Here is a 21,357-nt window from a genome sequence, read left to right on the forward strand (position 1 = left end):
TGTGCCTCAAGGTTGTTTAGCTGGCATTTAAGTTGAGTGATGGTTTTGATTGATGATTTTAGTGAAAAAAAGCGACTTATCTGGGTGAGGGATAAGTCGCAAAAGGCAACACGGGGATGGGTAAATCGTGTTTAATCAATACTCATACTGACTAGATATCAGTATTCAATTGGTTGTTACTCTTCTTCTGCAACAAAGTCATCCATTAAAATAACCGAGAACATAGAAGTGTCATTTTCAGCATCCACTGCGGCTACGCTGTATAAGCCATTGGCTGCAAAAGTTACTGCTAATGGGCCGATAGCGACTGTTTTAGTGCCTGTTACTGTGACGCTTACGGTGTAATCACCCGGAGCAACACTTAAGCTACCTGACGCAGCTTTAAATGGCACATCTGTTAGCGCAGGCTCTGATGCACTGATGTCGGCTGTTGGGGTTAAATAAACATCGACATTACCAGCAGAGTACGAAGCGTGGATGACGTTTAATCTAGCTTCAGTTGCAATGCGGCGTGTGTGTTCGGCAAAGGCCCAAGGGCTAATATCGTTGTCAGATAAAGAGCCGACCGCGAGCACTGAGTAGCTGGCACCTAGCATTAAATCGACTTCGGCATCAGTGATCACTTCAACTGAGTTATCAGCATCTGCTGCCACAGTGACTGTGTGCATGCCTTCAGGAATGTTGACGTAACCTGCAAATTGGCCAAACGATAGCATGTCGATAGCGGGAGTCATGCTGCCATCAAGAAACACATCAACAGCGGGTGCGTCGGCGACGGCATGGACTACACGGATCTCGCTACCACTGCTCACATCATTTAAAAGCACTTGTGCATCGGGTAATGCCACTAGCAGTGCTACAGGTGAGTCACCTGACCACTCATTTGGAATTGCTGAAATGAAGTAATCATTACCTGCGGCTAAATTGACTGTGCCTGAATCAAACACCACGGTTTTGTCACCATTTGGGGTAATTCGAATTTGGTAATCAGCGGTCGGCACTTCAAGCTGATCACTGTTATCCATGTAATTAGCCGATAGGGTTGGCTCCATCATGGCGATGTCAGCCATTGGCTCGGTAACATAAATATCCACTAAACCCACATCAGGTGCGGCATGTAATACTTGCACTCGGGCGTTGTCTGCGGTGATGTCGGCTTTTTCATTAGCAACCACTTTAAGCATCAGGTTTTCATCGCTGACGTTACCTAAAGCAACGGCGGTGTATTCCATATCTGCAGCGGCGGCTAAGTCAACTGACAATACGGTTGTGGTGGTGCCATCAGCAAGCTTTGCATCAACGGTAATCGCATAGGTTGAGGCTTCAACTTCTAATAGCCCACTTGAAACGGCGTAATCGACATCTGCTAATAGCTGAGCGCCATCGGCAGTGACGTTTACCATAGGCGCATCGCTTGATGCGTGTATTACTCGCACTTGAGCATAATCAATTTTGGGGGTTTCTGTGATGGTAACGTTATTATCGTCATCATCTGAACAAGCTGTTAAGGCGATCAGTGAAAAGCATAGGCCTAGAGAGTATTTCCGTTTCATCTGTAAATCCTCGAATTCATGTTGTCATGTCGAGGGGTAATACGGCACTTGCTAATTTAGGATCATATTTTTGTTTAATCTTTAAGCACAAATGTTGGTTTTAGAGATTTTAATAGGGTGATTTTTAGTCGCTATGACAAACATCGACATGGGGGTGAATAGCGGATAATCTGTAGCCTTAATCGGTGTTGTAAGGTGTCGCGTGTGAGTTCAAAAAGCCGTCAAAATAGCCTCAATAAAGATCTTAAAAAAAATATAGAAAAAGATCTGCAAAAAGATCAAAAAAACGATCTATCACGACCAGTGGCGGCAGAAGTCGCTGTTCAAATCGAGTCAAAAGTCGAGTCAAAAATCGAAGCTGAATTAGCTTCTAGCGATGCCGTTAACGTTGAACAAAAAACCGAGCATCAGTTTCGCATTGCCTCGTTTAATTTATTCAATTTTATCGAGCCACCTGCGGCTTATTATGATTTTGAAAACATCTATTCCCATCAGCAGTGGCAAAAAAAATGCCGCTGGTTAACTGAATATGTCACCGAGCAACAACCTGACATTATTGGCTTTCAAGAAGTCTTTAGCCCCGATGCCTTAAAAGCGTTATTGCTCCCTTTAGGCTATGACTATTTTGCGGTATTAGATGAGCCAACCTTAGTCAGTGACTATGTTTATCAAAGCCCTGTGGTGGCGCTGGCCTCTAAGTTTCCGATCACCGAAACCGCGTTAATTAGCGTTGATGAATCACTATTGCCACTGATGGGCATTGCCAGCGATTTTAGCTTTAGTCGTCAACCGTTACTGGCAAGGGTTAACATTCCCAATTTTGGCGAATGCGAGTGTTACGTGGTGCATTTAAAATCTAAACGCAGTGGCATGGGTATCGACACTTTAGCCGATACCGGCATGACCGGCGGCGCTGATATTATGGCCAGACAAGCTCTTGGTACATGGGCATCGAACATGCAAAGGGGCAGCGAAGCGGCATTATTATTTTATGAAATTGCCAAACGCCGCCAAGCGAATCAGTTGCCGGTGTTATTAATGGGTGATTTTAATGATGCATTGCACAGCACTGCGCTGGAGGCTTTTAGGGCTAATAGCAAACGAGTGTTTAGAAGCGATATTATCGATCCAAACCTTAAAGTATTGAATGACGTTAATCTTAAAGCTGAGTTTGAACGCTTTAGTTTATTTGATAGTTATGAGTTGTTCCAAGCAGGGCAAAAGCTTAATGCCAGCTTAGCTCAAGATGAATATGAATCTGCTGTGCATGACGATGATAGCGGCACTGATGTGGATGATGTGTTGCCAGGGGTTAACTTGCATAAGCTTCAAAGGGCAGCCACCCATTATTATGGCAATACTGGCTCGGTATTAGATTATATTTTGGCAAGTTGTGAGTTTGATGCCGCTCACCCACGCAATTTGGCGGAAGTGAGTGGTTATCAAACTTACGATAGGCACTTAGTTAGGCCAGACTATGAGCGTGACAGTGATAGTACTGATCACGCGCCTATAATGATGACCTTTAGCGTTAGGCGCTAGGCTAGCGCAAGTTCAAAAGCTAGCGCGAGTTAAAAAAGCTAGCGCTCGCTTATTGTTATCTTGCTAAGGCCTCACTCATGCTGACACAGGTTTGTTCCTGTTGGCGGGCTTCTAGCAGTGCCCGCCGAGTCATTTTCGATAATCCCGTTTGGGTATTTAACACTTCAGATAAAGCTTCAATATTGGCATTGGTGCAGTCCATGGGGATTAATGCCCGGTTATAAGCGCGCATAAATACTGGGCCTTTTTTATCAATCTCACTTAGCGTATCTAAACGCTGCTCCGCAGTGGCGGCGCTCAATAGCTTTTGTTCGCTGGGATAAAGGTGATCCATGGCGATACGGGCTTTGGCAAAGGGCAATCGGCTGTCATCTTGTATCTTGTGTAGCCATTGACGTTTAAGGCTAGCTTGGGGGCGAGACACTTCTGCGGCAATGGCAGATTTTTGGCCACTGTCGCTGTTATCTTGTTGTTTTTCTTTGGCCAGCAATGCCGCGCTATTAGGGTAATCATAGCGGTTTAATTGAATGATTATTTTCCAGCGTAAATCCTGACTGATACTTAAGCCTTTAATCGGCGCAATGCCCTCCAAAATATCGGCTAAATGCCCAAGGGCGGCATTGTCGCTGGCTAAGCTAATATAAGCATCAAACCAGCGGCGCTGAAAATCAGCATGGTCTTGGTGCTCCATGGTCATGCGCAGGCTCATTTGTGTTAGCGCTTTGCTGACTTTAGTGGCATAAGATTTATGGTTTGGCGCCATGCTATGAAGGTTTTTTTGCACCTCAGTTAAGTAGCCAATGACTTGGCCTAAAATGGTGTAGTCTTTTTCTAAGGGGGCATTAACTAAGGCGACATTAATAAACTGCTTTAATGAGCTGTTGCCATCGCTAACACTGTCCCACATGCTTTGCCATAACATTGACCGTAGTAATGGGTCACTGACCTTAGCTAACTGCTGCTTTACCGTGTTAAATGAGCGCTGATCTAACTCAACTTTTACAAAGCCCCAATCATCAAAATTTGGGTAAACCAAATCGGGGCAATACTCGCCTACAAGCTCAGGGACCTCGGTAACTGCGCCTTTATAAGTGACCGCTACCGTGGTGCTATGGTGGATAAAATGCCGCGCTGCTCTAAATAATGCCACTTGTACTTTTTGTTCTCGCAGGGTGGCTAAATCTTCACTTGGAGCGCTTTGCAGCAATGAGAACTGGCTGATGCGATGGTCTTCACATTGGTATTGGGCTGTTAAGGTGTTAACCCCAGCTTGGTAAAGCCACTCCTGTGTCCACTGGCTTAAGTCGCGATTACTGGCTTTGGCAAGGCTATTAATAAAATCCGCTAACTGGGCATTTTGATAGCTGTATGTTTTAAGGTATTGCTGCACCCCTTGTTGGAATGTCTCTGCGCCCAGTAAATGGCGTAATTGCATTAACACCGACGCCCCTTTTGAATAGGTAATGGCGTCAATATTATCAAAGGCATTATTGCTACTGGCCACAGGAACTTCGATGGGGTGAGTGGTCACTAGGCTATCTTGCTGATACGCCTTTAGCTTGCCGCTGGCGTAAAAGCTGCGCCAAGCGTGGTTAAATTCGGTGGCTTCGCTGGTGGCCAAGGTGCCCATAAAGGAGGCAAAACTTTCGTTGAGCCATAAGCCATTCCACCATTTCATGGTCACTAAATTGCCAAACCACTGGTGCGCCATTTCATGCATGATCACCCCAGCTAACCGCTGCCTTTGGGCAGCGGTCATGGTGTCTTTTACCATAAAGCGGCTTTCTGAGTAGGTAATGGCGCCAGCATTTTCCATTGCGCCATAGAGAAAGTCCGGCACTAATAATTGGTCGTACTTTTTAAAAGGGTAGTCAATACCAAAGTAATCATCGAAGAAGCCCAGGCCTTGCTTGGTGAAGGTAAACCAATCTTGATAGTTAACTTGCTCTGCCACCGATTGGCGAGCAAATAAACGCATGGGGTATTTGCCGGAGTTATCTTGCCACACATGATACGGCCCTGCGTGCATAGAGAAGTTATAAGGGCTTAGTTTTGGCGTCGCTGGGAAAGTCCAAATTTTGCTGTCGCCAAGATCTTCAACATGGGTTTCAGCCATAGTGCTGATCACCTGCCAGCTTGGCGGCGCTTCAACAGTAATTTGAAAGCTGGCTTTTAAATCGGGTTGGTCAAACACGGCAAACATTTGCTGGGCTGCAGCGGGTTCAAAATGGGAATACAAATATACTTTGCCATCAACGGGGTCGACAAAGCGATGTAAGCCTTCACCATTGGTACTGTGCTCGCGGCTGTAGCTTATCTCAATGGTGTTTTTGCCGCTTGATAATAGCTGCGGGTTAATGGTGAGGTATGCGCCATTGTAGTTAGGGTAAAGGCTTTTGCCATTAATCAATAATTTGCTGATATTGGCTTGGTTTAAGTCGATGGTTAAGGCTTCTGCTGTGCTTGCAAGGCTAAAATCTATTTTGCTAATGGCCTCAAAGCGGGTTTCACCCGTGAGGGTAAAACTGAGTTGGTAATCTACCTCTGACACCAGATTTGAGCGAGCTTGGGCTTGGCCCTGAGTGATGTTCGCGCTGCCATCTCGGGGTTTGATATTGGGCGCGGTGGCATTACAGGCAAATAAACTGGTGCAGACCAGTGCAATAAGCGCAGACTTAAACGAGTTCACAAATTCTTCCCTAACCTAATTTGATGTTTTTATTATTGTTATTTTTGCTATAAAAAAGCCGACGTGACGTCGGCTTATGATTGTAAATCGAATAGGCTTACATGCCTAAGAAAGACTTCGATTTTACTTTACGGATTTCTTTTTCATCAGACCATTCAATTAAGCCAGTTTCAAGATCCATAAGACGCATGGTCATTTTATAGTAAACATCTTTAGTGCTGCCATCTTGTTTTACGATGCTAGAAAGATTGCCGTATAGCATGTATTGCGCGCCCACTTGGCGGCCAAACTTAATCGCAGTTGATGGGTCAACCATGCCAGCATTGTTTTGGTAATCAAGCTGCTTACGTACTGAATCGACTTTGGTCATATCAATAAAGCGGAACTTACCTGAGCGTAATAGCTTGTTACTGATGGTGTCAGTCACTGACTCAGTATCGATGTGCTCTGAGGTTTTATTTTTAATTTTATCAACGAAAATAATTGGGCGATCGTTTTGGGTCATCACGATCACTGGTGGGAAGGTTAACATGCTGTCGACCATTTTAGCGGCAATGACTTGTAGATCCGTTGAACCAAAGTTTTCATTCACGGTTTCTACTTCTGTGGCGTCGCCATACTCAACCTTAGATTGACACGCTGATAGCCCAATAACCGCAGCTAAAACAAAAATCAGTTTAAAATGTTTCATAGTAAGTTCCATGTTAGATAAAAGGTAAAGTTGTTGTTTTTAAAAAGTCGCGTTAAATATGAGTCGTATTAAATTATTATTGAATAAAAACGGGTTTGATTACCAGTTTCTATTACCCAAATTAAGGTGGCCCGATTAGCTTGAACATTAATGGTTGCAGCTGGGCTGTTACCTAGGCTGACTTGATAGGCGCCGGGCTCAATATATTGGCGCGCTATTTGCGCTTGCCTTGGCAGCGTTAGCCAACTTCTTCGGTCGGCCTGCTCGGTCACCACATTGAATATTTGCATTAATATGGCGGCGGCATCGGCTTCATTATTACGGCGCTTACTGCCACTTTCGACGCTACGAGTAAACTCTGATTTAGTATAGACCCGCGCAGCTTGTCGAACCAATGAGCCGGGTAAATCTTCTTTTAAGGCATTAATGGCTAAGGCATCAATATTGGCAATGGGCTGTGCTTTTAGCACAGTGCCAAATCCTTGAATGATTGAGGGCGGGATAACTTGGTTATAGGGCTGGTAAGTGGCTAATGACACCGTTTGCCAGTTGCCATTAATCGTAAACGGCACTGTGAGGCTTTGCTTTTCGGGCACAAAGCCACGTTCAACCACCATCACCACCTGACCTTGGCCTTGTTTGGGTAAAATGGCGTCTCCCCAACGGCGTTTAAACTCATCGTATTGCGGCATTGAAAGTTGCTTGGCTAACCTGACTAAATCTTGTTGTAGGTATTTATTATTTGGGCTTATTTGAGCCGCTTTACGGTAATCAATATAGGCATCATTGGGCTCGCCCAATAACTCATGTAGTAAGCCGGTGGTGTAATAGCTGTAGGCATTTAAAAAGGAGCTGGTGACTGTGCCAGCAGCCGAGCCTAATTTATTTAACTCGGCATCAATGGTGCCATTGGCCATGGCTTGCACTGATTTTTGCGATTTCTGGTAACGCGCCTGCTCACTGCTTTGCAGCTCATTACTGCGGCGCACTTCAATTAACGCCCCTTGGGCATCACCGGCAAATAAATAGTTAAAGGCTTGGTATTGGTGCAGCATAATGCGCTCATAGCCTGGGCCGCGATATGGAATGGCATTGTCGTTTAATACTAGGCTACTGGCGGTGGCGGTTAAGTCTGAGGCGCTAATAACGGCTCTGTCATCAAAGGCTTGATAGGCTTTAATCGCTTGTTGGTAATAGTTTTTACTGGCATCAAAATCACCCGATATTTGCGCGACTCGGCCAGCTTCTTGGGCGTAAAGTAGGCCATCATTGGTATCAATTTCACCGGCCAACTCATTGAGTTTAGCGCTAGGTGTTGGGCCACTGAGTTGCTGTTTAATCGGTGCAATTTGCGAAGGGTAGTTGATCAGCACGCTATTATAAGCGCAGCCTGATAACAGGATTGGCAATAGGAAAATACTGATCAGTGCTTTCATTAGCATACGTCCTGCAACCGTGATTTTTCTTGGTCGAAGGCCTGTTGCTGATCTGGCATATTTATCCTTTCTAGCAAAGTAATACCTTGTAAATGATCAAATTCATGTTGAAAAATGCGGGCATCAAAGCCGCTCAATTGCTGCTGCACCCGCTCACCGCGTAAGTTTTGATATTCAACGTTAATGTGTTTATGACGATAGACGCTAACGCGCTGGTTATCGATTGATAAACATCCTTCAGTCGCCGCTTCCATCGCTAATGAACCGCTGATAATTTTCGGGTTGATAACTATGATTGCTTGGCTTGTGGGTATTGAGGGGTAACGCGCATTGGGCCTTGAATGCATAATAAATACCGCTTTATTACTAAACACTTGTGGCGCAGCGATCCCGACACCATTGGCTGCCAACATGGTGGCCATCATATCGTCGGTTAGCTGAATCAGAGCTTGATCAAAAGTAACAACGGGCTGAGTTTGGTGAGTTAATATAGCGGCACCGGTTTTAGCAATCGTGAGAATGTTACTTTCTAGCATATAATCCCTTACTGAAAATTCAGCTTGATAGCATCAAGCGAATTCTTGACTCTTTAATGTTAATAATAAAGCGACCACGTTATCTAAAAGCTAGCTCATAGCGGCTTAGCTCATCATGGCTTATATAGCATAGATTAATAATGTGGCGGTGGTGTTTCATCTGCTTGAGAAGCCATATTACTGGGTTCAATCGCTTGTAGTTTATTGACGATTAATGACAATTGATGCTGCTGAAACGCAACAAGGTCATTTAATTTAATCACTTCTTGATTGAGATCTTCAATGGTTGCTTCTTGAAAAGCCACTTTCATTTCTAAATCATCAATTTTTTGATGTACATCTTGCATTAACCTTCTCCAAACATAGCGCTATTCTAAGACGCCCCATGTTTCTACTAAACCTTGATTACTGATACTGATGATGTTTTGATTTTCATCACTTGCAATAGAGTATACAACGGCACCTCTATTTTGGCTGTTTTTCGTCAGCTGAATTTGCCTTGTTGTTTGTTTTTTACCAGTTTTTGTATCCCATAATATTATTTCTTTGGAAGGTGAGCCTGTTATTAGCTGTTTATCTTGCTGAATAAACCTGGCACTACTAAAGGTCATTTGGCGGCGGTTTATGGCCAATTGCGCTTGTTGTGTACCAGTGTCATTGTGATAGATATAGCCATGACCTTTAATATCACTGACAAAACTCAAGCTGCCGCGCTGATTCAACTGTACTTTACTAAGGCGTGACTCAAGTTGCCATTGCTGAATAGGTTGGCCTGTTTGTGCTTGCCACAAGATAGCAGTGCCATCATTGGAGCCCGTTAGCGCTCGCTGGCCATCTGCGGAAATTGATACGCTGGATACCCGTTCTTGATGACCAAGAAATTTAATCAGACTTTGTTCTGGGGCGAGCGACATCACTGAACCATCAATAAGTCCTACTAGTGTTTGGGCATTATTGGCAATGGCCACCGATTGTGCCGATACGGGCAATGACCACCAACCAACAGCTCCACCGCTGTGGATATTCCAAATCACTAATGAGCTATTAGATAATGTCGCAGCATAATGCGCATTGGCAGAGATCGCGGTAGCAAAGACACTGTTATCACTTTCGCTAGCACTATTACCATGTTGCCAATGGTATTTTAGCTGGCTAGCCTTGAGATCCCACAATAAAACCCCATTACTTGCTGTACTGACAAGTGCATATTGGCCATCTTCAGATAAGCTGGCGCTGTAACTGGCATCATCAGTGACCCTAAAGACGTGTGTGGCAGAGGGATGACAACCAATGAGTAAGCAAATGCAAAATATCAGCATAATGATCCGAATCATGAACTTGCTCCTGTAAATGTTGTCTCAATGGCGTTGATATCACTTACGGCCATTGCTAAAAACACTTTAATTAGTATAAAGTGGCCAAATATATACAAATTTTACATCTAAAGGTTATTGTAACCGCTTAAGAGTGCTGAGGAAGCTTTAATGAAATCTATTTACAAATTATCGTTAGTTGCATTGGCTGTAGTTGGTCTAACTGCGTGTAATCAAGAGCAAGAAGTTGTTGCTAAAAAAGTTGAATTAACAACGGATGCACAAAAAGAAGCTTACAGTGTTGGTGGTTCTATTGGCCGTTACATGGCGGGTCATATTACTGAACAAGAAGAGTTAGGTTTTGCAGTTGATAGAACTTTAGTTATCCAAGGTTTTAGCGATGGTTTAGCTGATACGTTAGAGCTAACTGAAGAAGAGATGCAAGTGGTTCTTCAAGGCTTAGACACTAAATTAAACGAAAAGCGTACTGAGCAAGCGGCATTATTAGCCAGCAAAGCGGTTGAAGAAGGTAAAAAGTTCCTTGAAACCAACAAAGCTAAAGAAGGCGTAGTAACCACAGAATCTGGCTTACAGTACGAAGTACTTGAAGCGGGTGCAGGTGATACTCCAGTTGCTGAAGACACGGTTGAAGTACACTATAAAGGTACTTTGGTTGACGGTACTGAGTTTGATAGCTCATACAGCCGTGGTGAGCCAGCTAAGTTCCCACTAAACCGCGTTATTCCTGGTTGGACTGAAGGTGTTCAATTAATGCCTGTTGGTGCTAAGTACAAGTTCGTTATCCCATCAGAACTTGCTTACGGCGAACGTGATACTGGTACTATCCCAGCTAATTCAACCTTAGTATTTGAAGTTGAATTGCTGTCTATCGAAAAAGCACAAGCGGCACCAGCTGCGCAGTAATTTTTCGAATAATAAAAAAGGACGCTTGGCGTCCTTTTTTATTGCCTGAAAATCACTACAGCCATTTAAAGCGATAAAACAGCCACATTTGCAGCGCAATAATGGCAAACAGTCCAGCGCAAAATAAGCTAAAGGCTAAATGACTATCAGTACCTGGTATGCCGCCAATATTGACCCCAAGCAAGCCCGTTAAAAAGCCCAATGGTAAAAATATTGCTGAGATCAGTGACAGAAAATAAAGCCGTTTATTAAGCTGCTCAGATTGCACTGATTGCAGTTGCTCTTGAGTGACACTGGCTCTATCACGCACCGCATCTAAATCCTCAATGACCCGAATGAGCACTTCATTAATTTCTCTAATGCGAAGCTTATGCTCAGTATTAAAGAGTAAGTGGCTGTCATTAAGTAGCCGCGAAAAAGCATCCCGTTGGGGCGAAAAGTATCGCCGTAAAATAACCGTTTGCTTACGCAGCTCAGCAATATCTGAGCGTAAAGTTTGGCTGCTATGCTCAGACACCTGCTCATCAAGATTATCTAGTTCATCTTCAAGATTATGGATGAGTTCTACTTTTCTGTGGGTTAAACGTTCACATAAAGAGATAAGGAAATCAGCACTAGAATCAATAGAGCCAGGTGAGCTTATTATCTGTTGAGCGATATCTTTTACCGATTGTAGTGGCCGTTCACAGGTAGAGATTATCCGCTGTGGCTGGGCGAATACTCGCATCGACACCATGTCTTCTGGCGCTGAATTGGGGTTAAGGTTCACTCCGCGTAAAGCCATTAATATGCCATCTGCAGTGCTAAGAGCCCTTGGGCGAGTGTGCTCTGCCAGTAGGGTGTCTGTTTCAGTGGCGGGTAATTGGGCGTTGTTAATCCACTCTATGACATCGGCTGCGCTATAACGCAGATGTAGCCACAATAAACCATCTGCAGGCTGCCATTGGTTAACTTGCTCAGGTGTTAAACTTTGGCCAGCATTAGGGCCTGATAATAATAAGCAATATATAAAACCTGTTTCCATATGATTCCTTATACCTAGGCGGTATGGCGCATGGTTTAAAAGCGGATTTATTTTGTTGGTAATGGCTATCCTATCACTGAGCATTAAAAATACCGCTAACTATTTAACCGAGATACTTATGCCTTATTAAGGTATTTTAGATGCTGTAAGTTTAAATACTATTTAGTGGCATTTTTAATTATTTACTGGCTGTAATTAAGCAGTTTGCGTCAACATCAGTTAAAATAGACTTAATGCCTTATTTAATTGAGCTTTACCATGGAATATGAATTTCGCCGTAATAGTCTAGACGGCACCCTGTTTGCAGAATTCAGTATGGAGCATGCAATACTCGGACGGTTTTTTGCTGAGCAGCTTGGTACGGATAAATCCCAATGCAACGATATTTTGCAGCAAATTGAACAAATTAGGGCCAGCAAAAAAGCAGACTGGTCGTGGCAAAGTAACGATTTGTCTATCGCGATTGACAGCGAGCAGGTGCGGATTTATACCAATGCCATTGATTTTGATGAAGACTTTGACTTGGAAGAGTCAATGAATATGTATGACGCAGAGTCAGAAGCCTTTTGTGGTTTAGAAGACTTTGAAAGTGCCTTAAAGAGTTGGATTGAATTTATCGCCAGAGCCTAGTTGAGCTGTCGTTAGGCATTTTGACCTTATCGCTGTTTATTGATGCTTTAGAAATAAAAATGGATGATAGCCAGTGGCTGTCATCCATTTTTTTGCCTTAAACGCCAGCCATTGATTGGTTCAATGACTAGTGGTTTAAGTACCTTACCGCCATTTCGGTTCTTGATTTGGCATTGGCTTTACGTAATAAGTTTTTTACGTGAACTTTTACCGTGCCTTCACTGATGTGTAAGTCTTCAGCGACAACGCGGTTACTTTTACCTTCAGCAAGCTCTTTAAGAATCTGCAATTCACGTGGGGTTAACGAAGCTATCCAAGTCTCATCATTATCAGCATTTTTAAGCTCATAAATATAGTCTTCGACTTCATCACTAATTACTCGATGGCCAAGCATGGCTTTTTTAAGTTGTTCTAATAATAAATCAGGCTCAGTGTCTTTAAGTAAATAACCATCCGCGCCAGCGCGTAATAAGCGCACCACATCTTGCTTTGCATCAGAAACGGTAAGAATAACAATACGAGCTGTTACGCCTTCTTGGCGCATGGCATTTAAGGTATCTAAGCCTGACATGCCTTTCATATTAAGATCGAGCAAAATAATATCAGGTTCGTCTTCACCGATTGCGGTTAATGCATCTAACCCCGTTCCGGCTTCACCAAATAGTTTGAAATCACTATCTGAGGTTATTAACTGACAGATGCCACGCCGAAGTAGAGGGTGGTCATCAACTACGAGTACAGAATAAGGTTTACCCATTTAAAGGCTCCTGCTGGGGTGGAAATACGAGGGAAACAGTTGTGCCGCCCTGCGGATTATTGTCAAACTTTACCGTACCGTGCAATTTAGTTGCACGCTCATGCATGATGCCGATGCCGAAATGTTGATCTCGCGCTTTTAAGTGAGAGACACCAATACCGTCATCTTTTATGTTGATTTGTATCATACCAGAGTCTGCTAAAAAACAATCAATTTCTATTTTAGTTGGCTTGGCATGTTTGATGGCGTTAATGGTTGCTTCACGCATTAAATGTAGCACATGAATATGCTGGCTTGAGGCAAATAGGTGTTGTGAAAGGCTATATTTAAGCTCAATGTCAATGCCTGACTGTTTACGTAGCTCACTAATCATGACTTCAATGGCTTGGTTTAAATTAGGCTCTTTAATGGTTAAACGGAAGGTAGATAACAGTTCTCGTAATTGACCGTATGCCACGCTAACGCCTTCATTAATATCAAATAATTGTGATGTTACCTTTTCGGTTTTATGTTCTGGTTGTATTTGTTTTCCTAATAAACTCACCTGAATTTTTAAATAAGATAATAGCTGACCTAGAGAGTCGTGCAGCTCTCTGGCAATCACGGCGCGCTCCTCCATTAAGGCTAATTGCTGGCGCTCTTCGGTGGCATTATGGATCACAATAGAGCGGGTTAGCATCATAGCGAAATTGACAAATAACACGTTGTTAATCGGTTTTAGAGAAATAACCTCAAGGTAGCCTAAATTTTTATTTTCTAATTGCAGATTAAATTTAACAGGGGTGAGGTTAATTGGCGCATCAGGATATTTTTCAGGGGTAGGCCAGCCGGTATCGGCTTCAATGGTGTCAATAGAATGGTCATCATGTTCGATAACAAGGCGTAAAAAATCGAGACTTTCAAATTGCTGCAGTTGGTTTAATGCTAAGCCCAGTGCCTTGTAATCGAGTCTGTCAGCATGGAGCATGATTAAGTTGTCATATAAAAAACTTAACTCATTATTGGCGCGAGTTAAGGCGGTGGTTTTTTCATTCACTTGGCCTTCTAAGTCTTGATATAGCCTATCAAGCTCGGCGGCGGTCTTTTTGAAAGCATCCCCTAATGAGTGCAGCTCTATATACTCTGTTGCCGGCACCTCAACTTTAAACTTACCTTTAGATATTGAATTAGCCACATCCATTAATTGCAGTATCGGTTGCACCATCTTTTTGCGGGTATAACGGGTCGCAAAACTTGCCACTATTAGCATTAAAAATAAACCGATAATTTGGCTTATGACTAATGCTCTGAGCTTAAATGCCGCAAATCGCTCCATTTCTAGCACCAGTAAATCAATAGTATCAACAAAGTCTTTTAGGGCTGCGGTATAGAGCGGTTTTTCATTGTTTTCAATGAAATAACGCATTTGTTTCCATTTCACTATTACCAATAAATATTGGTCTGAAAGTTCTTTAGGGCTATACCAAGCACTGGAGCGTTGAAGTGCTTCTGAGTCTAAGGTTTCTTCAAATTGATTTATTTTTTCATTCAATAAATGTGGTTCACGTTCTAAAAATAACTTTAACCGGTAACTCTGCATTCTTAATGAACCAGAGGCATTAATGGCTCTAGCATCACCAAGACTAAAAGACAGATTAATGATGGAGTACACCGCTAGACTGGACGAAATAAAGATTAATACTAGCATTAGTCTTAATATTGTTGATGTGAGACTGCCACGCTTGACCATGAAATATCCAACTTAAGTCATATTTTGAACATAAAGTGCGCACTATTTTACTGTTCGATTATCATTATTTGTTAACAGATTAGTAAATATGTGACGTACAACGTATTAACATTTTGATCTAGCGCAAGCTTATTGCTTAATACTCACTAAGGGGTATTCTTAATTGAACCTTAAATCTATAAGTTTGCTTATGAAGATGTCGTGATTATTTAATATATAAAATGTAACACGGAGATGAACGGTGATGAAGATGAAAGGAAAGATTATTGCACTAAGTGCACTATTAGCAAGTAGTTTTATGATGACTAGCGCAATGGCTAGTGATAAAACAGAACCTCGAAATGAAGTATATAAAGATAAATATAAAGCCCAATTTGAATCTTGGCATGCGACATCAGAAAGTGATGAAATTATTGATGTATTAGAAGAAGATCCAAACCTTGTCGTGTTATGGGCAGGTTACGGCTTTGCTAAAGATTACAATAAAGCCCGTGGTCACCATTACGCGGTGACCGATGTGCGTAACACTTTACGTACTGGCGCACCAACAGGACCTGATGATGGCCCAATGCCAATGGCATGTTGGAGCTGTAAAAGCCCTGACGTTCCTCGTATGATTGAAGAGCAAGGTGAAGACGGCTACTTTAAAGGTAAGTGGGCTAAAGGCGGCCCTGAAATCGTCAATACCATTGGCTGTGGCGACTGTCATGAAAAAGGCTCACCAAAATTACGTATTTCTCGCCCGTATGTTGATCGCGCGATGAAAGCCATCGACATGGATTTTGCTAAAGCGTCACGTAAAGACAAGCAATCTATGGTGTGTGGTCAATGTCACGTTGAGTACTATTTCGAGAAAACAGCAGACCGTAAAGGTTTTGTAAAATTCCCTTGGGATAATGGCACCACAGTTGAAGAGATGGAAGTGTACTACGATGCCATCAACTTCTCTGATTGGACTCATGCCGTATCTAAAACCCCAATGCTGAAAGCGCAGCATCCAGGTTATGAAACTTGGCAGTTAGGCATGCATGGTAAAAACAACGTAAGTTGTACAGACTGTCATATGCCGCGCGTAGCTAAAGCAAACGGTAAGGGTAAGTTCACCGATCATAAAGTGGGTAACCCATTTGATCGCTTCGACGATACTTGTGCGACTTGTCATAAAGGCAAGACTAAAGAGTTCATGATGGAAGTAACACATGCTAATCAAAAAAGTGTTACAGAAATCAAGCTAAGAGCTGAAACTCAGCTGGTACACGCTCACTTTGAGGCGGGTGCAGCATGGGATGCGGGCGCAACTGAAACTGAAATGAAGCCTATCTTAACCGATATTCGTCATAGTCAGTGGCGCTGGGATTTTGCTACAGCATCTCATGGTGTTGCAGCGCATGCGCCAGCTGAAGCGTTACGTATTTTAGGTGGCGCTGTTGATAAAGCAGCTGATGCACGTATTAAGCTGGCTCAACTACTTGCCGCTAAAGGCGTTAAAATGCCAATCGCTATCCCTGATATCTCTACTAAAGCCAAAGCACAACAAGCATTAGGTATGGATATGGATAAGATGAATGCGGATAAGCAAAAGTTCTTACAAGATCTTGTGCCACAGTGGGATGCAGAAGCTGAAAAGCGTGAAGCAACTTACTAATTCGCAATAGTTCTCTAGCATTAGAAATTAGCAATAGAACTTATGTTGTATTGCCGGCCAAAGCCCTCTTTTGAGGGCTTTTTTATTGGCATAAATTTATGCTTTAATTAAGTTTTAAATAATGAGCGATTGAAGGTTTATATGGATAATAAATCAACTGAACAGGCTGTAGTGCTCACGGGTGGCTGTTTGTGCGGCGCAATTCGCTATCAAGTCAGTGCCGCGCCGTTTGATGCAGATTATTGCCATTGTGTGCAGTGTCAAAAATCATCTGGGGCGGTGTTTCAAGCTTGGATGGACTTTAAGCTTGAGCAGATAAGCTGGCTTGCAGGCGCGGTGACTGAATATGCCTCTTCTGAACATGTACTAAGGGGCTTTTGCGCTCAGTGTGGCTGCACTATGAGTTATCGAGACCGCCGCTATCCTGATTATTACACTTTAACCATCGCATCCCTTGATAAGCCAAGTTCAGTGAAACCCAATTACCACATTTATACTCAAAATCAGGTTAGCTGGCTTAATATTGTCGACGATTGTCAGCGTTATCAGTATCAAAGAAGCAGTTGATTTTGCTCGACTTCAGCTGCTGCTCATTGTTGCTTCAAATACAGCTAATTTTCGCTTCAAATACAGTTAATCAGGCTCTAATTGCCTAAGCTGCCATGTGGGCAATTTTTGCTGTAGGTCGGCGCTGATTTTGTCAGCGTCACCGCGCAGCACTACAATAGGCGTGCTTAGGCTCAAGCCGTTGGCCTGTTGCAATAATTGCATCGGAGTCAGTTGCTGCAGTTGTTTCATCCCTTGGCTAAATTCCGCGATGGTTTGGCCGCTTAATAATTGACGGATGTAGAGGCTTTCTTTACCAAAGGGGCTATCAAGGCTCAGTTGCTGCTTACCCTGCAAGTAGGTCACAGTGGCATTGATTTCATTTTGTGAGGCCGCTTGCTCAGTGATAAGGCTTAAATGATCTAACATCCCTTTTATAAAAGCGCCTGAGTTTTCTAACGCGGTGCTGCCATAAAAATACATATATTGACTCAACGGCGCGTTGACGCAGCGGCCATAAACCCCATAACTTAAGCCGCGTACTTCACGTAAATCATAAAATAACCGCCCTGAATAACCTCTACCTAATAGCGCGGCAATCATCTGACAAGTATTGGCATTTTGCACTGGCGTATCAGCGCTAGCAGTGACAAAGCCCATTCTGACTTGGGTCTGCACTGTGTCTGGCGCATCAATGATATAAAGGATTTTATCCTTTGCAGTGCTTGTTTCAACGGTGCTGGTTTTAGCGCTTTTTTGAACACTTGAATCGAAAGCAGAATGACTTGTATCTGGCTTTTCTGCTAATAGCCAACTTGGCAGTGATGTGTCTTGTTGGGCCGCTTTAATACTTAAGTTATTGGTTTTTAGTTTTTTTGTATTTAAAGTCTGCGCTTTTGCATTGGTTAATTGCGGCCCCAATTGTGGCGCAAACAAATGCCACTGCAGTTGTTGGCGCAGCTCAGTGTGCAATGCAGATAAGCTGGCATGGGTTAACTCATCAATCACAGTGTCATTATTGATGTTTTGGTTATAAGGGTGTTGGCTGCCCAGTAATTGCTTTCTAAAGGCGAGATCTATTTCACCGCCAGTAAAAGCGCCTATGTGCTTATTCAATTTAAGGCTGCGTTTAATGGTGGCAATATTGAGCTCATTCACCGCTTGGTGATCCCAAAACTGCCACAGTAATGCCGATTTAAGCTTTGTGGTTGCCACACAATTAATACTGATGCCGATACTGTGCAGGCTGGCCCTAAAGCGCATACTGTCATAACAGGCTGCTTGCACTGCGGTTAGCACTTGGGTATTAGCTATGTGTTTTTGTCGTTGTTTGAAGGCGGCGATAATAATATCGGGGTTAGCAATGGCTGCCTCTTTTGATATGCCGACCAAATAAAGCTGATTGCCTTGCTGGGTAAAGGAGTCATTGGTTAATGGCCATTGATGTAAATAGCTATTTGCAGTCAATGACATGGTTTGCGGCGAGGCTATAGCGCTTAATGGCAGTTGTACTTTTTCACTACCAAATACCGGCAAATCGTTATAATTGGCTAAATTGGGCGGCTGTGCAGCGGTGAAGCTAATCGGTGCATGCTGGCAAGCCTGTTGTGAGCAGATAAAGACAACTAAGCCGATTAATTTTGCCCAGCCAATTGAATACAACTTTTTCATAATGCCCACTCTTCTAGAGATTCAGCCATCCCTTGGGGTAACCATTCAAGTAAGGTTTTACCCCAGCGAATGTACCAAGGCGGCAGTAAATCAAGGCGAACTTGTTTACCGATAAAGTATTGCTGGGTGACCGTTTTAATATCATCGTTAGTGACTTGGTTTATGCGCTGCCATGGCTGAGTGAGCGGTAAGTATTTATCGCGGCTGGCGGTATTTGATAAATGAATGGCCAATTGTTGGCTATCAGTAAAGTTAATTAGCGCGTCATTAAGGGCAATACTTTTAAGCTGACACAATACATTGGGCTCAATACCTTGGCTGGCGACTTGATTAAGGATATTACTGACTCGTTGATTAAGTTCATCTAATGAGGTGTTGGCTCTGGGCACTAATACCAGATTGGTGACGCCGTGATTTTCCATGGTTAATGGCACTGAGTAACTGAGCATATGGGGCGGATTTGCAAGGCTTGCTTTGGTTAATGCATTGGCGATATTTTGAAACAGGTAGCTTTGCAGTAATGAAATAGCCTCAAAGTCGCTATCTTGTCTTCCTACCGTATGCCAAGCCAGCAATAATGCCGGCCATGGGCCGCGACTATCGATTATTTCAGCGTGGATAGCGTTCGTATTTTCACCTAAATCGATTTTGCTAAATTCATCTTGCGGATGAGCGGGAGCTTGCCAGTGGCCAAAGTACTTTGCTAGCCAGTCAGTGCTTTGGTCGTTGAGTTGGCCAACCAAGGATATTTGCATGGCATCAGGGCGATAATAGCGTTGATGAAATGCCATGATTTCAGCGGCGCTAGCGCTTTGAACATCTTGCTTACTGCCAATGATGGCATGACCATATTGGCTGCCCTTAACTTGGGATAATAAAAACTCCATCGCCTTTCGAATGTAGGGTTGGTTATCAATGCTGGTGGCCATTTCCTCAAGCACCGCGCCTTGCTGATTTTTGACTGTGGTTTCTGACAGTAGCGGTTGCATAAACCTGTCTGACTCTAAAAACAGGCTAAGCTCTAGGGCTTGGGCTGGAATCGTCACATAATAATTGGTGTAGTCGAAGTGGGTACTGGCGTTAAAACGTGCCCCAAGGGCGCTCATTTGCTGTGGGTAGCTATCATCGGGGGCATTTTTACTGCCTTTAAATAATAAATGCTCAAATAAATGCCCATAGCCAGTTTGCCCAGCTTGCTCATTGCGGGAACCCACATTAAATTGCGAGGCAATCGCCACAGTATTAAGACTGGGCAAATTCACTTGGCGAATAATCAAACCATTATCAAGCTCACTGAGGGCAATCTGCTGCTCAAGTAATTGAAGCTTAGTTATGCCATCTGTGAGGTCACACTGCTGGGCTACTGATCTTGATTCGGTAAATGACGCTGCTGTAGATAATGATTTGGGGGAGCTGGCAATCGCTGGGCTGATGAAACCATTCAGGGTTACTGATAGTAAGGTTACTGATAGTAAAGCAGAAATGGCAGTGATGGCTTTCAATCTATTACCCAGTGTATAAAGTGAACCCTTGATTTAGGTTACTGAGTATTGATAAAGAGCTCAAGCACTTATCAATGAAATATTCATAAGATAAGTGCTTGAATAAACGTGGTTAACAAAATGACTTATGCTGATTCGCCGCTGGTTATTAAGAGGCTATTCTGAATCGACAGGGTTAACCATGTCTTGGTTTTTTGCCTGTTGCATGCTGTTAATTCGAGTTGGTATGCCAGTGCGCTGCTCTAATAAGCGTTTTAGTACAAATGAGTCAGTGTCTGCATTAGCTACAACAGCAGTAATTTTTTTATCTAAGGTCAGTGGTAGTGGCTCAGATGAATCAAATTGCTCTTGGGTTTCAGACAATGGCTGGTGCACTTCTAAATACCGATTACCATCGGGCTCAATGGTGGCTTTAATCGGTTGATTGACAAATTGCACTCGGGTACCAACCGGCACTGTGTTAAATAGATGCTCAATATCATTTTCACGTAATCTGACGCAGCCTTGGCTGACGCGCAGGCCAATACCGAAAGAGGCGTTAGTGCCATGTATCGCAAATAAATTACCCACATATAAAGCAAACAGCCCCATAGGATTATCTGGACCTGCTGGCCACACATCGGGAAGCGTTTCACCTCTGGCAGCATAAATTTCGCGGGTACGCTTGGTGGGTGTCCAGGTTGGATTCGCGCGTTTACGGTAAACCTGAGTTACCCAATTTTCAGGGGTGTCACGGCCTACTTGACCAATACCAATGGGCAGTACTTCAACAATATTGGTGCCTTTTTTATAGTGATATAGGCGCATCTCAGCGCTGTTAATCACAATACCTTTGCGCGGTGCATCCGGTAGGATCAACTGATGGGGAATCACTAAAGTGCTACCGGGTTTAGGTAAATAAGGGTCAACCCCTGGGTTGGCTTCAAGCATATTACTCAGTCCGAGTTGGAACTGATCTGCAATGGCTTCTAGGGTTAATTTACCTTCAGGTACAACATAATATTGATTTTCACCAATTAAACGACTGTCTTTAGCGGGTAAAGCATATTCTACCGCCACCACTTGAACGCTAAACAGCATGGTAGAAACAACAATCAATCTGGCGCAAAAAGACTTAATCATAAGGTGGATGTTTTCCTATGTGAGTGATGTTCACAATGGCTTTGTGA

General features: G+C 43.3%; 18 protein-coding genes. 5 read left to right on the forward strand and 13 right to left on the reverse strand.

The features are described from left to right. Positions 1-176: 176 nt before the first annotated feature. A complete protein-coding gene (locus tag BM739_RS11395) occupies positions 177-1,553 on the reverse strand; it encodes a DUF4397 domain-containing protein (protein WP_076540716.1) in 1,377 nt (458 codons plus the stop codon). A 204-nt stretch (positions 1,554-1,757) separates the two neighbouring features. Between BM739_RS11395 and BM739_RS11400 the strand changes: the two genes are divergently transcribed. After that, positions 1,758-3,095 (forward strand): endonuclease/exonuclease/phosphatase family protein, encoded by a 1,338-nt coding sequence (locus BM739_RS11400; protein WP_254843536.1) that lies wholly within the window; start codon positions 1,758-1,760, stop codon positions 3,093-3,095. Positions 3,096-3,150: 55 nt separating this feature from the next. Here the strand turns inward: BM739_RS11400 and pepN are convergent, their stop codons facing one another. The 6 genes from pepN to BM739_RS11430 all read right to left on the reverse strand — a co-directional run bounded on the left by pepN (position 3,151) and on the right by BM739_RS11430 (position 9,781). Next, positions 3,151-5,784, reverse strand: a complete 2,634-nt coding sequence (gene pepN, locus BM739_RS11405; RefSeq protein ID WP_076540718.1) for an aminopeptidase N — start codon at positions 5,782-5,784, stop codon at positions 3,151-3,153. 97 nt (positions 5,785-5,881) lie between these two features. After that, positions 5,882-6,475 (reverse strand): penicillin-binding protein activator LpoB, encoded by a 594-nt coding sequence (lpoB, locus tag BM739_RS11410; RefSeq protein WP_175609517.1) that lies wholly within the window; start codon positions 6,473-6,475, stop codon positions 5,882-5,884. 68 nt (positions 6,476-6,543) lie between these two features. Beyond that, positions 6,544-7,911, reverse strand: coding sequence for a COG3014 family protein (locus tag BM739_RS11415; RefSeq protein ID WP_139326876.1), 1,368 nt, complete (start codon positions 7,909-7,911; stop codon positions 6,544-6,546). Further along, positions 7,911-8,447 (reverse strand): peptide deformylase, encoded by a 537-nt coding sequence (def, locus tag BM739_RS11420; protein WP_076540724.1) that lies wholly within the window; start codon positions 8,445-8,447, stop codon positions 7,911-7,913. Before def ends, BM739_RS11415 begins: the two co-directional genes overlap by 1 nt. Before the next feature lie 134 nt (positions 8,448-8,581). Further along, entirely contained in the window at positions 8,582-8,794 is a 213-nt protein-coding gene (locus BM739_RS11425; protein WP_076540726.1) for a SlyX family protein, read from the reverse strand. A 21-nt stretch (positions 8,795-8,815) separates the two neighbouring features. Next, positions 8,816-9,781, reverse strand: a complete 966-nt coding sequence (locus BM739_RS11430; RefSeq protein ID WP_076540728.1) for a WD40 repeat domain-containing protein — start codon at positions 9,779-9,781, stop codon at positions 8,816-8,818. Between the two features lie 150 nt (positions 9,782-9,931). Here BM739_RS11430 and fkpA point away from each other — a divergent pair, with 150 nt between their 5' ends. Then, positions 9,932-10,684 carry an FKBP-type peptidyl-prolyl cis-trans isomerase gene (gene fkpA / locus BM739_RS11435; protein ID WP_076540730.1) on the forward strand — a complete coding sequence of 251 codons (753 nt, stop codon included), beginning with the start codon at positions 9,932-9,934 and terminating at the stop codon, positions 10,682-10,684. Positions 10,685-10,739: 55 nt separating this feature from the next. Here the strand turns inward: fkpA and BM739_RS11440 are convergent, their stop codons facing one another. Further along, complete coding sequence (locus tag BM739_RS11440) at positions 10,740-11,708, reverse strand: zinc transporter ZntB (RefSeq protein WP_076540732.1); 969 nt, start codon at positions 11,706-11,708, stop codon at positions 10,740-10,742. Positions 11,709-11,966: 258 nt separating this feature from the next. Here BM739_RS11440 and BM739_RS11445 point away from each other — a divergent pair, with 258 nt between their 5' ends. Next, positions 11,967-12,338: a YacL family protein gene (locus BM739_RS11445; protein WP_076540733.1), complete on the forward strand. Its 372-nt coding sequence runs from the start codon at positions 11,967-11,969 to the stop codon at positions 12,336-12,338. A 127-nt stretch (positions 12,339-12,465) separates the two neighbouring features. Here BM739_RS11445 and BM739_RS11450 read toward each other — a convergent pair whose 3' ends face one another. Together BM739_RS11450 and narQ are read right to left on the reverse strand one after the other, a co-directional pair. Next, the gene (locus tag BM739_RS11450; RefSeq protein WP_076540735.1) at positions 12,466-13,095 is read right to left on the reverse strand and encodes a response regulator; all 630 of its coding nucleotides are present in this window, start codon (positions 13,093-13,095) and stop codon (positions 12,466-12,468) included. Further along, on the reverse strand, positions 13,088-14,824 hold the full coding sequence (gene narQ, locus BM739_RS11455) for a nitrate/nitrite two-component system sensor histidine kinase NarQ (RefSeq protein ID WP_076540736.1): 1,737 nt from the start codon (positions 14,822-14,824) through the stop codon (positions 13,088-13,090). Before narQ ends, BM739_RS11450 begins: the two co-directional genes overlap by 8 nt. Before the next feature lie 250 nt (positions 14,825-15,074). On the opposite strand from narQ, the gene nrfA reads away from it, so the two are divergent. Together nrfA and BM739_RS11465 are read left to right on the forward strand one after the other, a co-directional pair. Further along, on the forward strand, positions 15,075-16,469 hold the full coding sequence (nrfA, locus tag BM739_RS11460) for an ammonia-forming nitrite reductase cytochrome c552 subunit (protein ID WP_083698138.1): 1,395 nt from the start codon (positions 15,075-15,077) through the stop codon (positions 16,467-16,469). Positions 16,470-16,610: 141 nt separating this feature from the next. Further along, a complete protein-coding gene (locus BM739_RS11465; RefSeq protein ID WP_076540739.1) occupies positions 16,611-17,036 on the forward strand; it encodes a GFA family protein in 426 nt (141 codons plus the stop codon). A 66-nt stretch (positions 17,037-17,102) separates the two neighbouring features. Here BM739_RS11465 and BM739_RS11470 read toward each other — a convergent pair whose 3' ends face one another. The 3 genes from BM739_RS11470 to BM739_RS11480 form a co-directional block, all read right to left on the reverse strand. Continuing rightward, complete coding sequence (locus BM739_RS11470) at positions 17,103-18,686, reverse strand: pitrilysin family protein (protein ID WP_076540741.1); 1,584 nt, start codon at positions 18,684-18,686, stop codon at positions 17,103-17,105. Further along, positions 18,683-20,188, reverse strand: coding sequence for a pitrilysin family protein (locus BM739_RS11475; RefSeq protein ID WP_139326877.1), 1,506 nt, complete (start codon positions 20,186-20,188; stop codon positions 18,683-18,685). Before BM739_RS11475 ends, BM739_RS11470 begins: the two co-directional genes overlap by 4 nt. Before the next feature lie 156 nt (positions 20,189-20,344). Further along, positions 20,345-21,310 carry a L,D-transpeptidase family protein gene (locus BM739_RS11480; protein WP_076540742.1) on the reverse strand — a complete coding sequence of 322 codons (966 nt, stop codon included), beginning with the start codon at positions 21,308-21,310 and terminating at the stop codon, positions 20,345-20,347. Positions 21,311-21,357: the final 47 nt, after the last annotated feature.

Source organism: Shewanella sp. UCD-KL21, from assembly GCF_001957135.1.
In the GTDB taxonomy this organism is placed as follows: domain Bacteria; phylum Pseudomonadota; class Gammaproteobacteria; order Enterobacterales; family Shewanellaceae; genus Shewanella.

Bases quoted from the DNA above. Each gene is read 5' to 3' on its own strand.
- BM739_RS11470 (WP_076540741.1), bottom strand. From the start codon at position 18,686: ATGAAAAAGTTGTATTCAATTGGCTGGGCAAAATTAATCGGCTTAGTT.
- BM739_RS11425 (WP_076540726.1), bottom strand. From the start codon at position 8,794: ATGCAAGATGTACATCAAAAAATTGATGATTTAGAAATGAAAGTGGCT.
- BM739_RS11415 (WP_139326876.1), bottom strand. From the start codon at position 7,911: ATGAAAGCACTGATCAGTATTTTCCTATTGCCAATCCTGTTATCAGGC.
- nrfA (WP_083698138.1), top strand. From the start codon at position 15,075: ATGAAAGGAAAGATTATTGCACTAAGTGCACTATTAGCAAGTAGTTTT.
- BM739_RS11480 (WP_076540742.1), bottom strand. From the start codon at position 21,310: ATGATTAAGTCTTTTTGCGCCAGATTGATTGTTGTTTCTACCATGCTG.
- BM739_RS11445 (WP_076540733.1), top strand. From the start codon at position 11,967: ATGGAATATGAATTTCGCCGTAATAGTCTAGACGGCACCCTGTTTGCA.
- BM739_RS11395 (WP_076540716.1), bottom strand. From the start codon at position 1,553: ATGAAACGGAAATACTCTCTAGGCCTATGCTTTTCACTGATCGCCTTA.
- BM739_RS11465 (WP_076540739.1), top strand. From the start codon at position 16,611: ATGGATAATAAATCAACTGAACAGGCTGTAGTGCTCACGGGTGGCTGT.
- fkpA (WP_076540730.1), top strand. From the start codon at position 9,932: ATGAAATCTATTTACAAATTATCGTTAGTTGCATTGGCTGTAGTTGGT.
- BM739_RS11430 (WP_076540728.1), bottom strand. From the start codon at position 9,781: ATGATTCGGATCATTATGCTGATATTTTGCATTTGCTTACTCATTGGT.
- def (WP_076540724.1), bottom strand. From the start codon at position 8,447: ATGCTAGAAAGTAACATTCTCACGATTGCTAAAACCGGTGCCGCTATA.
- BM739_RS11440 (WP_076540732.1), bottom strand. From the start codon at position 11,708: ATGGAAACAGGTTTTATATATTGCTTATTATTATCAGGCCCTAATGCT.
- narQ (WP_076540736.1), bottom strand. From the start codon at position 14,824: ATGGTCAAGCGTGGCAGTCTCACATCAACAATATTAAGACTAATGCTA.
- BM739_RS11450 (WP_076540735.1), bottom strand. From the start codon at position 13,095: ATGGGTAAACCTTATTCTGTACTCGTAGTTGATGACCACCCTCTACTT.
- lpoB (WP_175609517.1), bottom strand. From the start codon at position 6,475: ATGAAACATTTTAAACTGATTTTTGTTTTAGCTGCGGTTATTGGGCTA.